Below are 15,159 nucleotides of genomic sequence, written 5' to 3' on the forward strand. Positions count from 1 at the left end.
TTTCGGATACGAGGCACCGGCGTCGGCGACAGGGGGAGTTCGTGCCTTCCACGAGACATTTTTCGACAGTTTTGAAAGAAATGGAGTGAGATCATGTATAGACCTCTGCTTGGCATTACCATGGGCGATCCCGCCGGCTGCGGCCCGGAAATCGCCGTAAAGGCCCTGGCCGATCCCCGAGTTTACGAGCGGTGCCGCCCTTTGCTTATCGGCGACGTGAAAGTCATGAGTGACGCTCTGAGAATCGCCAGACACCCCGAGATGAAGATCAACGCCGTCTCGTCGCCGCGCGACGGAAAATACGAGTTTGGAACGATAGACGTTCATGCCTTGGATTTAGTCGATATGAACAGCCTCGTCTACGGCAAGGTCCAGTCTCAGGCGGGCGAAGCCGCTTTTCAGTGCGTGAAAAAAGCCATCGAGCTGGCTATGAGTCGGGATATCGACGCGACCGTGACCAACCCGATCAGCAAGGAAGCGATCAACCTTGCGGGACATCATTATTCGGGACACACGGAGATCTACGCGGAATTCACCCGCACGAAAAAGTACACCATGATGCTGGCTCACGACGACCTGCGCGTCGTTCATGTCTCCACTCACGTGTCGTTGCGCGAAGCCTGCGAGCGAGTCAAGAGAGAACGCGTCCTCGACGTGATCCGCATCGCGGACAAGGCATGTAAAGATCTTGGCATCGAGAATCCTTGCGTAGGTGTCGCCGGACTGAACCCTCATGCCGGAGAAAACGGCATGTTTGGGCGCGAGGAGATCGAAGAGATCATCCCCGCGATCGAGTCGGCCCGCGCCGAAGGGATCGACGCTGTCGGCCCGGTACCGCCCGACACGGTTTTCTCGAAAGCGTTGGGCGGTTGGTACGACATGGTCGTTTGCATGTATCACGATCAGGGGCATATCCCCCTGAAAGTGCTCGGTTTCGTCTACGACAGAGGAAAAAAGGTGTGGAACGCTGTCGCTGGCGTGAACGTCACGCTGGGACTGCCGATCATCCGCGCCTCGGTGGATCACGGCACCGCCTTCGGTCATGCGGGAACGGGCGTCGCCAACGAGCTGAGCCTTGTGAACGCCATTGGCTACGCTGTCCGTTTGGCTCAGGCGAAAAGGCGCCGGGAAGAGCCGTCGTAAGTGCGGACGAGGGAGGCGTCAATGCCGTAGGCTGCGGCAGGAAAAAAGCTCTGCGCACGGCGCGGAGAGGGGCGACGGCGGCAGATGCCGCGTGTGCTGCATCCTGCGGGATAAGGGGAGCGTGTGGTTTATTGGCGCGGAAACGTTCGAGCGCCGAGCGTGGAAGCGGCTTCGGCATTTCATTTTTTCTACCAAGGAGAGAAGAACATGAAAATTTTGAAAACGGTGCAAAAGATCCCGGGGGGCTTGATGGTCGTTCCTCTGCTGCTGGGCGTCGTCGTCAACTCGGTGTTCCCCAAGTCGATTCAGATCGGCGGCTTTACCACGGCGCTGTTCAAGAACGGCGCGACGGCCCTGATCGCTCTGTTCTGCCTGTGCAATGCGGCGCAGATCAACGTCAGGCAGGCAGGTAAGCCTTTGGCGAAGGGGATCCTTTTGACGGCTTCCAAATTTTTTATCGGCGCGTTCATCGGGTGGGGCGTAGGCAAATTCGCCGGGCCCGCGGGCGTCTTGGGCCTGACTCCGCTGGCCATCGTCGCTGCCGTCACGAATTCCAACGGCGGATTGTACGCCGCTTTGGCGGGACAGTACGGAGACTCCACCGACGTTGGCGCTATTTCCATCCTTTCGCTGAACGACGGCCCCTTCTTCACGATGCTGGCCTTCGGGCTGACGGGTTTGGCAAACATCCCCTTCCTGACCTTCGTCGCCGCGTTGGTCCCAATCGTTCTGGGCTTTATCCTGGGCAACCTTGACGAAGATCTCCGCAAGTTTCTGGCCAGCGGTACGACGGTTCTGATCCCTTTCTTCGCTTTTCCGCTCGGTTCAAGTCTCAGCTTTAGCCAGCTGCTCCGCGGCGGTTTGCCGGGCATCGTCCTAGGCGTGATGTGCACTGCCCTGACCGGCATGGCGGGGTATTTCGTTATCCGCGCCATGGGCGAGCGCAAAGCCAGCGGTGCGGCGATCGGCACCACGGCGGGCAACGCCGTCGGCACGCCGGCTGTTCTTGCCGCCGCGGATCCTTCGCTGAGTGCTGTCGAGGCGATCTCCACCGTGCAGGTGGCGGCTGCCATCATCGTGACGGCGATCCTTTGCCCGCTGTTGTGCAACCTGCTGGACCGGCGTTTGCGCAAAAGATACGGGACCAATCCCGACGGCTCGATCCGTCAGGAAGATCGGTAAGTGCTTTTCCCAGGCAGTCTTGGCATGGGAAAGAACGCGCAGCGCATCTCTGAAAGAAAGGCGGGAAAACATTCATGAACGCAGTCATTCACGTGAATCCTCGGGACAATCTGGTGACGTGCCTGCGCCCGGTGGCAAAGGGCGAACGAATCGAATTTGAGGGCAAAACCTACGTGGCCGCGGCCGACATTCCGCAGTTTCACAAGATGGCGGTAGCCGAGATCAAGAAGGGCGAACATTGCTACAAATATGGCGAGATCATCGGCACCGCGCTGACAGATCTGCATCCGGGCGATTACGTGCACGTGCATAATCTGGAAAGCACCCGCGGCCGCGGCGACAGAAACGCCGAAGGGAGGAATGAACGATGAAGCTGATGGGATACCGGCGCGCACAAGGGCCGCATGGTATTCGCAATTATCTGCTGGTGCTGCCGACCTCGGTCTGTGCGGCGGATACGGCGGAGAAGATCGCCTGCCAAGTTCTCGGCGCCGTCAGCGTTCCCACCCAACATGGCTGCTGTCAGATCGGCAGCGATCTGGCCCTGACCGAGCGCACTCTGGCGGGCTTTGGCATGAACGCCAACGTCGGGGCGGTCCTTGTGGTGGGGCTGGGCTGCGATGGCATTCAGGCGCGCCATCTGGCCGGCATGATCGAGCCGATGGGCAAACCCGTACAGTCCATCGTCATTCAGGAAGAAGGCGGTACGCTGAAGACCATCGCCGAAGGCGGACGCATCGCGGCCGATATGGCGCGGGCCATTTCCGCGGACGTTCGCGAGGAGTTCGACATCAGCGAGATCATCTTGGGCATGGAGTGCGGAGGCAGCGATCCCACAAGCGGGCTCGCCTCCAACCCCGCTATCGGTTATGTTTCCGACAAGCTGGTGGACATGGGCGGCAGCTCGATCCTCAGCGAGACCACCGAGGTTATCGGGGCCGAACATTTGCTGGCCGTGCGTTTCGCCGACGAAAAAGAACGGCGCAAGTTCCTGCGTATGGTCAAGGATGTGGAAGACCGCGCCATTATGTTGGGGCAAGATCTTCGCAGCGGCCAGCCTACCCCGGGAAACAAGGAAGGCGGACTCTCCACCATCGAGGAGAAGTCTTTGGGATGTATGTACAAGGCCGGTACCCGTCCTTTTGCCGGCGCTCTGGAATATGCCGAGCGGATTCCGGAAGGAAAGAGGGGCCTGTATTTCATGGATACGCCGGGGCAGGATATCGACTCCATCACCGGCATGGTTGCCGGCGGCGCGCAGGTCGTCGTTTTCTCCACAGGACGCGGCACGCCCACGGGGAGCCCGATCGCTCCGGTCGTCAAAATCACCGGCAACGCCGAGACGTTCCGCAGCATGCGCGACAACATGGACATCAACGCCGGCCGCATCATCACCGAGGGGGCCTCGCTGCCGCAGATCGGCGAAGAATTGTTCGAGATGATGGTGAGAGTCTGCAACGGCAGGCAAACCAAAGCAGAAGCGCTGGGACACCGGGAGTTTGGCATCTATAAACTGGCGGGCACGTTCTGATGTCGATTTTCAATGGTGAAGCGTCGAACTGACCGAGATTCCGCGCTCCGAAACGCGGCAAAGGCGCCTGCGCGCCGGTCATGAAGATGGGAGGCTGGAAGATGAAAGTCGGCGTGTTCGGCATCGGAGGTGTCGGCGGTTTTGTGGGCGGCGCGCTGGCGCGCGTCCACGGGGAAACGTATTTTTGCGCCCGCGGCGAAAATCTCGAAGCGATCCGTTGCGGCGGATTGAGAGTCGAGTCCGTCCAGCTGGGAAATTTCACGGCGGTTCCGGCGGGGATCTCGGAGCGCGCGGCCGATCTCGGCGTCGTGGACGTGTTGGTCGTCGCCTGCAAAGGCTACGACCTGGAGGCTTCCTGCGCGGCCATGCGTCCGATGGTTGGGCCGCGGACGCTGGTGGTCCCGCTGCTCAACGGCGTCGTCGTTTCCGAGCAGATGGAGCCGTTTCTGCCGCCGTGCCTGCTGGCCGACGGCACGATCCGCGTGTTCAGCCATCTGGAAGCCCCCGGCGTGGTGGTTCAGACGGCGGGCCAGTGCAGCGTCGTTCTGGGAATGAAAGACGGTTCGCGCCCGGCCGCGCTTGACGCGGCGGCGGAGCTGCTGAACCGGGCGGGCGTCGAGACGAAAGTGACCGATCACATCGTGCGCGCCAGCTGGAACAAGTACGTGACCATGGGCAGCAACAGCTGCGTGTTCTGCTGGTACGACGGCCCGGCCGGCAAGGTCCTGGCCGATCCCGATCATGGAAAGGTGGTCCGCGCCGTCATCGGCGAAATGACGGCAGTCGCGGCCGCCAAAGGCGTGGATTTGCCGGCGTCGCTGCCCGACAAGCTGGCCGACGCCTTCGAAAAAATGCCGGCCGACACGGTCACGTCGTTGTACCGCGATCTGAGCGCCGGCAAAGATCCCGCCTGTACCGAACTGGATCACATCATCGGCCGCATGGTGCGTTTGGGCCGCGAAACGGGCGTGCCCGTGCCCTACCACGAAGCGGCGTACGAAAAATGGCGCAAGTAAAACAAAAGAGACCGGTTCGCGCCGGTCTCTTTTGTTTTATGGACGCCGGCGGCGTCGCCGGAAAATTCGGCGGCGGGCGGGGGAATCACCCGGCGGCGCTTGCCTTTTCGGTGCTTTTTGCTTATAAAGAGAGAAAGTTTTTCATCTCATCGACGAGCGAGGGAAATGTCATGGACGAACAAACGGCGGCAATCACACTGGACGTGCAGCTGACGCCCGTCGTCAACTACGCGCAGCAGCAAAACGGCCTGCCTCTTGTGCGCCGCGTCGCCGTGAGCAATGATAGCGACGCGGCTCTGGAAGATCTGGAAGTGCGCCTTTTCGCGGCGGAGGATTTCGTCGAGCCGGCGAGATTCGGCATCATACGGCTTCCGGCCGGCGAGACCGCGGAGATCGGCGACCTCAAACTCACGCTCAGGGCCGAGCGTCTCGCGCAGCTGACGGAGCGCGTCGTCACAACGCTGACGGCGGAAGTATGGCAGGGAGAGCGCCGTCTGGCTTCCGTCGTGAAAGAAGTGACCTTCCTGGCCTTCGACGAGTGGCAGGGAAGCGGCTACTATCCCGAGCTGCTGGCGGCCTTCGTCACGCCCAACCATCCCGAGATCGCCCGACTCATGAAGCGCGCTTCGAAGCTGCTGGAAGAATGGACGGGCAGCCCCTCGTTCGACGCGTATCAGACGCAGAATCCCAACCGCGTACTTCGGCAGGCGGCTGCTCTGTACGGCGCGATTCAGGAGCTGAACGTCGTCTACGCCGTGCCGCCGTCGAGTTTCGAAACGACGGGACAGCGCGTGCGCCTCTGCGACGCGGTGACAGGAACGCGGATGGGCACCTGCCTTGACTTGACGCTGCTTTATGCGGCCTGTCTCGAGTCGACGGGACTGTATCCGCTGCTCCTGCTCAAGAACGATCATATTTTCGCCGGCGTCTGGCTGGAGGAGATGACGTTCCAGGACGCGGTCAAGGACGATCCGTCGCTGGTGAGCAAGCGCATGGCCGACGGCATCGGCGAGATCGCCGTGGTGGAATGTACCGGCGCCGCCGCCGGGAAATGTCTGACTTTCGACGAAGCCCGTGCCGCCGCCGCGTCGGAAATGGGCGGCGACGATCCCGTGCGTCTCGTCGTCGATGTGCACCGCGCCCGCCTGGCGGGGATCCGTCCGCTGCCGCTGCGCGTGCAGAGCGATCAGGGCTGGCGCGTGGAAGCCGAATCCCGTTCCGCCGCGGAACTGACCGCCGCGCCGGAAGAGATGGCGGCGCGCGTCCCCGAAAGTGCCGGACAATCGACGGCACGGCAGCCGCTGGACGCGCGCGGAAAGAAAATCTTGCAGTGGGAGCGCAAGCTGCTCGATCTGGGACTGCGCAACACGCTGCTCAACCTGCGCGCCTCCAGGAATCTGATCCCCGTCCTGGCCGCGTCGCTGCCGCGGCTCGAAGACGCGCTCGCCGACGGACGGCAGTTCACCGTTTCGCCGCGCCCGCAGGAGTGGCGTCTTCCCGAGGGGGCGGCGCGCAGCCTGGAACCGCCGACCGATCTGCAGCTTTTCCGCGAACTGCTGCATTCGGAATGCCAGAACGGACGGCTGCGCTCGCTGATGGGCGAAGCCGAGCTGCAGCGCGCCGTCAAAGAACTGTACCGCGCCGCCAAAGTATCGCTCGAAGAAAACGGCGCTAACAGCCTGTATTTATCGATGGGGCTGTTGCGCTGGTACGAGACCGAACGCAGCGAACGCCCGCGCTACGCGCCGCTGGTCCTGCTGCCGGCGGAGATCGTTCGCAAGGCCGCCAACAAGGGGTACGGCCTGCGCCTGCGCGACGAGGAGCCGGTCATGAACGTGACGCTGCTGGAGATGCTCAAGCAGAATTTCGGCATCGTCGTCGACGGCCTCGACCCGCTGCCGGCCGACGCGCACGGCGCCGACGTCGTGCGCGTCTTCACCGCCGTGCGCCGCGCCGTGATGCAGCAGAAACGCTGGGACGTGGTCGAGTCGGCCTTCGTGGGCATTTTCTCGTTCTCGCGCTTCGTGATGTGGAACGACATCCGCAACCGCATGGGCGATCTCGAAAAGAACAAAGTCGTGCGGAGCCTGATGGACGGCAAACTGAGCTGGGACGCCGCGCCCATGGAGGCGCCGCGGGAGCTTGACGAGGCCGGACTGCTGCTGCCGCTGCCGGTGGACTCGTCGCAGCTTTACGCCATCAAGTCGGCCGTCGCGGGCGAGACCTTCGTGCTGCACGGGCCGCCCGGCACCGGCAAGTCGCAGACCATCACTGGACTGATCGTCAACGCGCTGGCACAGGGCAAGACCGTGCTCTTCGTCGCCGAGAAGATGGCGGCGCTGTCGGTCGTGCAGAAACGCCTGCGCAAATTGGGGCTCGATCCGTTCTGCCTCGAGCTCCATTCCAACAAAGCCCGCAAAAAAGACGTGCTCGAACAGCTGCGCGCCGCGGCCGAAGCGGGATGCGCGCAGAAAACCCCGATCTACGCGCAAAAAGCCGAACAGGCCGCGCGGCTGCGCTCCGAACTGGCGGAGTATCCCCGCCGTCTGCACGAAAAGCGCATTTCGGGCCTTTCCGTTTACGAGATGATCAACGCCTACGAGCCGCTGGCCGACGCCGACGACGCCGGCATCCGTCTCGAATATTCGCGTACCGCCGCCTGGACGGCGGACGATCTGCAGCGCAACGAGTCGCTGCTCGGCCGCCTTGCCGCCGCGGCGCGCGCGGTCGGCCATCCCTGCGGCCATCCGCTGCGCCTTGTCGGCGAGACGGAATATTCGCAGCGCCTGCGCAGCCAACTGCCGTCGCTGGCCGAAGATTACCGGGCGAGCCTCGATGCGTTGGAAGAATCGGCGCGGTCTTTCGCGGCGCGGCTGGGGCGGGGCGCGCCGCGTCTGAAAAAGGAATACGAACAGCTCCGCGACGTCGCCGCCGAACTGTCGCAGTGGCGGGAATGGCCGCGCCGCTGGGCCGCGGACGGCGACGCCGGAGCGTATCTGCGCGGCGTGCAGGAAATGGCCCGGCACGCTCTTGCGGCGGGAGAATGCGGCGGCGAACTGCTCAAGGCGTATCGCCCCGCCTTCCTCGAACAGGACGGCGAGGCCCTGCGCGGCGAATGGAACGAAATCCAGCGGAAGTGGCTGCTGCCGCGCCTGCTGGCCGAATCGGGTTTTGTGAAAAGAATTTCGTCCTATGCGTTCCTCAAACGCGGCAAAGAAAATGTGCCCGGAGATCTCGACCGGCTGAACGCCTACCGCGCCGAAATGGCGAGCGCCGCCCGGCTTCGTCGGGAGTACGCCCCCGGTCTCGAATCGCTCGACCGCGGCGGGGACACGGACTGGGGGCGGGTGGATGAACTGGCGCGAAGCGCCGAGCAGAGTGCGTTCCGTCTCGACGGATTGAGCGGCGGCGCGGCGCTGCGGCAGCGGCACGCCGCCGATCCCGAATCGCAGCGGGCGGCCGCGGAACTGTTGACGCTTTGGCGGGAACTGGAAACGTCGCGCGGCGCGCTCGGCGAACTGCTGCGCACGGAAGATCCTCCCGACGGCGACGACTGGATCGCGGCGCAGAAAGACCTCTGCGCCGCCCTGCTCAACAACGCCGACGCCCTGCGCGACTGGATCCTCTGGAACAGCCTGTGCGAAGAGGCCGAAGGCGCCGGGCTGGGGCCCGTCGTCTCGGCCTGCCGAAACGGGCTGGAACATGACAAGACGTTGCCCGCCTACCGCAAAGCCTGTCTGCGCAACCTCATCGAGGACGCCGTCGACGGCGATCCTGTGCTGAACCGCTTTTCCGGCGCGGTTTTCGGTGAAAAAATCGCCCAGGTCAAGGGACTGATCGACGAACTGTCGCGGCTGGCCAGCGCCGAAGCCTGCGCCGCTCTGGCCGCCCGAGTGCCCGATTTCGCGCGCGAAGCCTCGCAGAACTCCGAACTGGGCATCTTGCAGCGCGCTATCCGTTCCGGCGGGCGCAACCTCAGTATCCGACGCCTCTTCGAACAGCTGCCCAACCTGCTGCCGCGCCTGTGCCCCTGCATGCTCATGAGCCCGATCTCGGCCGCCCAGTATCTCGACCCGCGGCGCGAGATGTTCGACCTCGTCGTCTTCGACGAAGCGTCGCAGCTCACCACCAGCAAGGCCGTCGGCGCGCTGGCCCGCGGAAGGAACGCCGTGATCGTCGGCGATCCCAAGCAGATGCCGCCCACCAGTTTTTTCATGACCAATCTCGACGACCGCGAGGAAGACCCCGAAGTGGCCGACCTTACCAGTATCCTCGACGACTGTCTGGCGCTCGGCATGCCGGAGACGCACCTGCTCTGGCACTACCGCAGCCGCCACGAAAGCCTGATCGCCTTCAGCAACAATCGATTCTACGAGAACAAGCTCTGCACGTTCCCGTCGGCGAACGACCGCGTTTCGAAGGTGAGTTTCGTCAAGATCGACGGCACGTTTGACCGCGGCGGTTCCAGGACCAACCGCGCCGAGGCCGAAGCCGTCGTGGCCGAAGTGATCCGCCGCGCCAAAGACCCGGCGCGGCGCGGCGAAAGCGTCGGCGTCGTCACCTTCAACATCTCGCAGCAGAACCTCGTCGACGACCTGTTTGAAGAGGCGCGCGGCCAAGATCCCGAGCTGGAAAAGTGGTATCAGGAATCCGAAGAACCGCTGTTCATCAAGAACCTCGAGAACGTGCAAGGCGACGAACGCGACGTGATCCTGTTCTCGATCGGCTTCGGCGCCGACCGCGAAGGACGCGTGAGCATGAACTTCGGCCCCGTCAATCAGGCCGGCGGCTGGCGGCGGCTCAACGTCGCCGTGTCGCGCTCGCGCGCCGAGATGATGGTGTTCTCGTCGCTGGAACCGGAGCAGATCGACCTGACTCGCACCGCCTCGGAAGGCGTGGCGGCGCTGAAGGCGTTCCTCCAGTACGCCCGCAGCGGCTATTTGCCGTTGAAAGCGTCCGCCGCGGGACCTGGCGCGCCGCGCGAGCCCGACGGCGTCACCGCCGAGATCTGCGCGCGGCTGAACGAACGCGGCTACGAGACGGCGCGTCAGGTCGGACATTCCAAGTTTCGCGTCGACATCGGCGTCGTCGATCCCGATCGGCCCGGCGAATACCTGTTGGGCGTTCTGCTCGACGGCGGCGCGTACCGCGACGCCCGCATGGTGCGCGAGCGCGAGATCTCCCAGATCGGCGTGCTGAACGGCCTGGGCTGGACGATCGAGCGCCTCTGGAGCATGGACTGGTGGGACAACAGGAAACGCGAGCTCGATCGCCTGCTGCGCCGCATCGAAACGTGCCGCGCCGCCCGCCGCGAAGAGCGCGAAGCCAAACGCCGCGCCGCGGAGGAAGCCGCAAAAGCGGAAGCCGAAGCGGCCGTGCGCCGCGCCGCTGAAAACGAAACGGCGGCCGCCGCTGAAAACGGAGAAGACGCGATGATCCTCTCAGAGCGTGACGCCGCCGCGGCCGACGGCGGCGGACCGGAGCGCACAGGAAAGGCGGGTCCTGCGCCGCAGACAGATGCCGCTGCCGAAAAAACGACGACGGCTCCGCGAACGGCCGGCCGGCCCTACCGCCCCGCGCTGTTGCCCGAGAAAAAACTCACGACGGCCGAATTCGCCGAGCCGAGCAACGAAAAATTATTGCGCGGCCGCGTCGAGGCCATCGTGCGTACCGAAGCGCCTATTTCCGCAAAACTGCTGACACGACGCCTGCTGCAAAGCCTCGGCATGAGCCGCCTCGGGCCGCGCGCGCAGAAGCGCCTCGACGAACTGCTGACGTCGATGAAACTGCAAACGACCGAGCGCGAGGGCGTCGTCTGGTACTGGCACAGCGGACAGGATCCCGACGGCTACGAGGAGTTCCGCGTCAGCGGCGCCGGCGCCGCCAAACGCGACGCCGCCGATATCCCTGCGCAGGAAGCTGCGAACGCCCTTTGCGAAGTGCTGCGCGAACAGATCGCCCTGCCCGAGGAAGACCTGCTGCGCGAGACGGCGAAAAAACTCGGTTCCCCCCGCGCCGGCGCTTCCGCGCGAAACGCTGCGGCCGCCGGACTGGCCCTCGCCGTTTCCCGCGGGCTGGCCGCGCCGGGGCGCAACGGCTGCTGGACGCTGAAATGAGCGCATCAGGGAGACGGCACGAAGCAGACGAAAGAAGCTGAAAGAACGCGCGGGACTTCAATCTGAACAACGTCGAAAGCCTGACGGTCGAACGATCTTCAGGCTTTTTTCGTAAGCGGTGTTCCACGTGGAACATCGCCGGCCGCTGAGCGTTTTCTTTTTTTCGCCGCATCTTCGCGGCGGGAGACGTGCTTTTCCTCTGTCAGCGGAAATTGGCCGCGTTCCGCCGGCTTTTGCTCGATAAGGATGGATCGCTCGCACTTTTCATGATAAAATTATTCGTATCAACGGACACACGTCATCAAAATTTTTCATATAATTTATGAACGATTAACGATGGAAAGGGAGGCGGCCGCCGTGGAAGACATCGTGCTGCAGGCGACGGGGCTGAAAAAGTCGTTCGGCCACGTGCGGGCGCTGACGGACGGCTCGATTTGTGAATCTCTTCTGCTGTCCCCCTTGCGTTTTTTTAATTGAGAAATAGTATGAGCAGGAAAATACACGAATAACGATACGAGTCGTAGGAAGCATGCGAGGCTAAACAAGTGTCATAAAAGCGCGAAAGAAATGGAAAAGACAAATGGCGAGAAGGGAGTATTTGGGTGGCGTGCTCCTATTGACTTTTTACGAGCGTTTGGAGAAAATTTTTTGCGGATTTCCCGAACTCATATGGAGGATCTTTCATGAAAAAACTTTGGATGGTGTTCTTGGCGGGCGTTTTGCTGGGAACGGTCCCCTTTGATGCGCATTATCCAGATCAAGCACGGGCCGCGGCGGAGGAGAGCGTTTCTCGGTTACGATATTTTTCGCAGCCGAATGGAGTAAAGGGCAGCGATACGCCCTATGGAAACAACACGAGTGCAGGGCAGTACGTCCAGGCTGACGATGCGAAAATTTACTATGAGACCTACGGCGCCGGGCAGCCGTTTTTTGTCTTTCATGGCGGCGGGGTCGGTTCCCCTTACGAGCTGGGACGCATAATTGACGAACTCCGCAAGGATTTCAAAGTGATCGTTGTCTCAACCCGAGGCCATGGGCGCTCTGAAATCGGACGCAATCCTGTTTCCTACGAACAGAAAGCCAGGGATATGCTTGCCGTGATTCGGAATGAGACCGATAGCCCCGTTCCAATTTTCGGTTTCAGCGACGGCGCTTATACGGCCTTCAAGGTCGCTTCCCTGTATCCTGACGCCGTGGAGCGTATAGTGGCCGTCGGCGCCGGGACGCTGAAACCGGGGTATTTCCCCTCGGAAATGAAAGTTGAAGATCTTGAAAAAATCGACAAGGCGTACATGGACCAGCTCAGGAGCATGATGCCGGAGCCTGAGCGCCTGCAGGAGTTTTTCAACGCTTATATGAGTTTCTGGAATAAAATGGAAGCTGGGAAGGAACTGTTCGGATCCATAACGTGCCCGGTGTTGTTGATCGCAGGGGATGAAGACGATCATGCGCCTGTGCTGACCGTATTGAAAGCGCATCAGATGCTCCCCAATTCTCGTCTCTGCATCGTTCCGAAGGCGTGGCATACGGCGTTTCTGGATAATTACCCCGTTACGTGGGCGGCCGTCGCTCAATTTGTTCATGCGGCTCCGGGCGCTCTTGTTTCAAGCAAGAAGTTGGAGCAGAATAATTAGGGTTTACCTGCGCGGATATTGCCGATGTTTTTTAATTCTGATTTTTAACTCAGAGCCATCATTGAAAGTCAGTATCAGATTGAAGAAATCCGTCCGACCGAACCGCTCCGGTTCGGTCGGACGGATTTTTATCGGATCGTTCCCATGTGGTACAATTTTTGTGGTCGGGCAGCGCGGTGATTCCGAGGACTGCGGGAGATTCCCGGGGCGGAAGCGACCGGCGAGCCCCTTTCCGTTGGGCTGGAGTTTCGTTTCCACGCGGGAAGAATTTTGCAGGAAGTCGGAGGCGCGTTCATGGACGACGATTTGAAAGAACGGATCGCCCGCGAACTGATCGGGCTGGTGCGGGAAAAATCCTGGGACAAGGTGACGGTCAGAGAATTGACGAAGCGTTGCGGCATCTCGCGCGGCGGCTTTTATTACCATTTTCAGGACGTCATGGACGCTCTGGAGTGGGCCGCTTTCCGGGAAGTTTCGAAACTTCTTGAGCAGGCGGGCCGACAGCAGGATGTCGAAGTTTCCATTGCCCTGATGATCCGCACGATGCAGAGCTATTATGTCGAACTGAAGAGTCTTTTCAGCGCCACGAAGATGCGCCCCCAAACGACTGCCGTTGTGATCCGTTCCATTCAGGATAATTTGCGGCCGTTGTTGAGCCGCTGTGTTGACGGCAAATCGCTGCGGTTCGACCAGCGGGAAATGCTGATCAGTTTTCTGGCCCACGGCATTGCCGGGATGATTTTAGAGGAGCCGAGGGGGGCTGAATTCACCCCTGAATTTGCAGCTCATGAAATCCGTCTTTTGATCGAATCGCGGCTGCGTTCGTCTGTTAGATGACAGTAGTCCGGGCGCAGGGACATTGTGCGAAAAAAATGAGCGGTAAGAGCGCCTCTGAAATAATCCTAATAAACTGGATGGACTGAGAGCCCCCGAAAACGTGCGTCCGCGTTTTCCGGGGCCTCTCATTTCTGCGTGAACAATGTCGCTGTTCTGTCCAGACATGCCGCGACTCTCGTTGATAGAATATTTTTTATTGGCATTCCTATGGTTGAACGAGAGGTGTTTTTATGAAGACAAATTCTTTGTGGACGTTGGCGAAGATTGCCCTCGGCCTCGCGATGATTCTGGGAGCGTGCTGGGAGCTGGAAACGTTTCGCCGGCGGGAAAAAGCGGAGCCAGGACCTGAAGTTATCCGCCCGGTGAAGACGGTTCGTCTGAGCGGAGCGCCGGGCGGGAGCGGCAGCGAATACTTTGGCTTTATCCAAGGAGCTCGACGCGTCAATCTGTCGTTCCGCGTTCCCGGCACGCTGGCGGAGCTGCCGGCGGAAAAGGGCGCATCGGTCGAAAAAGGCGCGCTGCTGGCCCGTCTCGATCCCCGCGATTTCAGGACGCAGCTGGCGCAGGCTGAAAGCCGTCAGGCACAGGCGAGAGCTCAGTACGGCGAGGCCGAATCCAATTTCAAACGCTACAGCGCGCTTTATCAGCAGAAAGTGATCGCTTCCGCTCAGTTCGACGCCTACCAGACGCGGCTGAACGTGGCCCGAGCCGCTCTGAACGCCGCGGCGGCGCAGACCGCGGCGGCGCGCGATGCGTTGAAAGACACGGAGCTGCGCGCCCCTTTCGACGGAGTCGTCGCCGATCGCCTCGTCGAAAACTTTCAGGACGTGACGGCCAAGCAGACGATCGTCAGCTTTCAGGATCTGTCCACGCTGGAGATCGTTTTCGACGTTCCGGACAAGGACGTGCTGCGCGCCCCCGTTCCCGTTTCGGCCGATGCGAAGGAGTTGGCTCGTCTGAGCGGCGACTTTCGGCTGGCCGCCCGTTTCGACGCCGTTCCCGGGAGGTCTTTCCCCGTGCAGCTCAAGGAATTTGCCGCGCAGGCCGATCCGCAGACCGGCACTTACGCCGTCACGGTCACGATGCCTCAGCCGGAAGGCGTGAGAGCCTTGCCCGGCATGAGCGTGACGGTCTCCGCCGATCTGGGCGGCTCCAAGCGGGACGGCTGGTTCAGCGTCCCCGCCACGGCGGTCCTCAGCGAAGGGAAAGAGAACGCTTTCCTGTGGCGCTATCAGGACGGGCAGGTCGAGAAGATCTCCGTACAGGTGGGGCAGCCCGGGGCGAAAGGAACGCTTGAAGTGCGTTCTGCGAAGCTGCACGGCGGCGAACTGATCGTGATCTACGGCGTTCATTTTCTTCACGACGGGCAGAAAGTCCGTCTGATGGACGAGGGACTTTAGGGCTTGTTTAAAAAAACATTTCAGCTTGTATTATTTCAATAAAATAACACTGGCAGCAACAAGAACAAAAGCGAAAAACGAAGCGTCAAGTTTGTCATAGCGGGTGAAAATTCTACGGAACCATTTGATTTTCTGAAAGAAACATTCAACCAAGTGTCGTTCCTTGTAAACATGCTCATCTATAAACCACGGTTCGGGATTATCGCTCTTCGGCGGGATAGTGTAACTTCCCTCCCGAGAAGTAATGTACTCTCTGATGGCTTGCGAACCGTAAGCCTTATCGCCGATGACGTTGCTCCC

Annotated in this window: 10 protein-coding genes; 9 read left to right on the top strand and 1 reads right to left on the bottom strand. The window is 61.3% G+C overall.

Translation table 11 applies throughout. From position 1 onward, the window contains the following. Positions 1–93: 93 nt before the first annotated feature. The 9 genes from pdxA to D7D26_RS02340 all read left to right on the top strand — a co-directional run bounded on the left by pdxA (position 94) and on the right by D7D26_RS02340 (position 14,859). Positions 94–1,143: a 4-hydroxythreonine-4-phosphate dehydrogenase PdxA gene (pdxA, locus tag D7D26_RS02295; protein WP_199674658.1), complete on the top strand. Its 1,050-nt coding sequence runs from the start codon at positions 94–96 to the stop codon at positions 1,141–1,143. Between the two features lie 207 nt (positions 1,144–1,350). Beyond that, the gene (locus tag D7D26_RS02300) at positions 1,351–2,325 is read left to right on the top strand and encodes a 2-keto-3-deoxygluconate permease (protein WP_120371866.1); all 975 of its coding nucleotides are present in this window, start codon (positions 1,351–1,353) and stop codon (positions 2,323–2,325) included. Between the two features lie 74 nt (positions 2,326–2,399). Beyond that, complete coding sequence (locus D7D26_RS02305) at positions 2,400–2,696, top strand: UxaA family hydrolase (protein ID WP_120371867.1); 297 nt, start codon at positions 2,400–2,402, stop codon at positions 2,694–2,696. Continuing rightward, entirely contained in the window at positions 2,693–3,856 is a 1,164-nt protein-coding gene (locus tag D7D26_RS02310; protein ID WP_120371868.1) for a UxaA family hydrolase, read from the top strand. Before D7D26_RS02305 ends, D7D26_RS02310 begins: the two co-directional genes overlap by 4 nt. A 101-nt stretch (positions 3,857–3,957) precedes the next feature. After that, positions 3,958–4,872, top strand: a complete 915-nt coding sequence (locus D7D26_RS02315) for a ketopantoate reductase family protein (RefSeq protein ID WP_158606236.1) — start codon at positions 3,958–3,960, stop codon at positions 4,870–4,872. A 170-nt stretch (positions 4,873–5,042) separates the two neighbouring features. Then, complete coding sequence (locus tag D7D26_RS02320; RefSeq protein WP_158606237.1) at positions 5,043–10,988, top strand: DUF3320 domain-containing protein; 5,946 nt, start codon at positions 5,043–5,045, stop codon at positions 10,986–10,988. A 683-nt stretch (positions 10,989–11,671) separates the two neighbouring features. Next, positions 11,672–12,622, top strand: a complete 951-nt coding sequence (locus D7D26_RS02330) for an alpha/beta fold hydrolase (RefSeq protein ID WP_199674660.1) — start codon at positions 11,672–11,674, stop codon at positions 12,620–12,622. A 294-nt stretch (positions 12,623–12,916) separates the two neighbouring features. After that, the gene (locus D7D26_RS02335; protein ID WP_120371871.1) at positions 12,917–13,459 is read left to right on the top strand and encodes a TetR/AcrR family transcriptional regulator; all 543 of its coding nucleotides are present in this window, start codon (positions 12,917–12,919) and stop codon (positions 13,457–13,459) included. A 230-nt stretch (positions 13,460–13,689) separates the two neighbouring features. Then, complete coding sequence (locus tag D7D26_RS02340; RefSeq protein ID WP_120371872.1) at positions 13,690–14,859, top strand: efflux RND transporter periplasmic adaptor subunit; 1,170 nt, start codon at positions 13,690–13,692, stop codon at positions 14,857–14,859. Positions 14,860–14,889: 30 nt separating this feature from the next. Here D7D26_RS02340 and D7D26_RS02345 read toward each other — a convergent pair. Then, a partial coding sequence (locus D7D26_RS02345; RefSeq protein ID WP_147413033.1) for a transposase occupies positions 14,890–15,159 on the bottom strand: 270 nt, incomplete at its 5' end.

Source organism: Pyramidobacter sp. CG50-2 (assembly GCF_003612005.1).
GTDB lineage: Bacteria > Synergistota > Synergistia > Synergistales > Dethiosulfovibrionaceae > Pyramidobacter.

What these genes read in the sequence shown, in the direction of transcription:
- pdxA (WP_199674658.1), top strand. Translation starts at nt 94, where the DNA reads ATGTATAGACCTCTGCTTGGCATTACCATGGGCGATCCCGCCGGCTGC.
- D7D26_RS02300 (WP_120371866.1), top strand. Translation starts at nt 1,351, where the DNA reads ATGAAAATTTTGAAAACGGTGCAAAAGATCCCGGGGGGCTTGATGGTC.
- D7D26_RS02305 (WP_120371867.1), top strand. Translation starts at nt 2,400, where the DNA reads ATGAACGCAGTCATTCACGTGAATCCTCGGGACAATCTGGTGACGTGC.
- D7D26_RS02310 (WP_120371868.1), top strand. Translation starts at nt 2,693, where the DNA reads ATGAAGCTGATGGGATACCGGCGCGCACAAGGGCCGCATGGTATTCGC.
- D7D26_RS02315 (WP_158606236.1), top strand. Translation starts at nt 3,958, where the DNA reads ATGAAAGTCGGCGTGTTCGGCATCGGAGGTGTCGGCGGTTTTGTGGGC.
- D7D26_RS02320 (WP_158606237.1), top strand. Translation starts at nt 5,043, where the DNA reads ATGGACGAACAAACGGCGGCAATCACACTGGACGTGCAGCTGACGCCC.
- D7D26_RS02330 (WP_199674660.1), top strand. Translation starts at nt 11,672, where the DNA reads ATGAAAAAACTTTGGATGGTGTTCTTGGCGGGCGTTTTGCTGGGAACG.
- D7D26_RS02335 (WP_120371871.1), top strand. Translation starts at nt 12,917, where the DNA reads ATGGACGACGATTTGAAAGAACGGATCGCCCGCGAACTGATCGGGCTG.
- D7D26_RS02340 (WP_120371872.1), top strand. Translation starts at nt 13,690, where the DNA reads ATGAAGACAAATTCTTTGTGGACGTTGGCGAAGATTGCCCTCGGCCTC.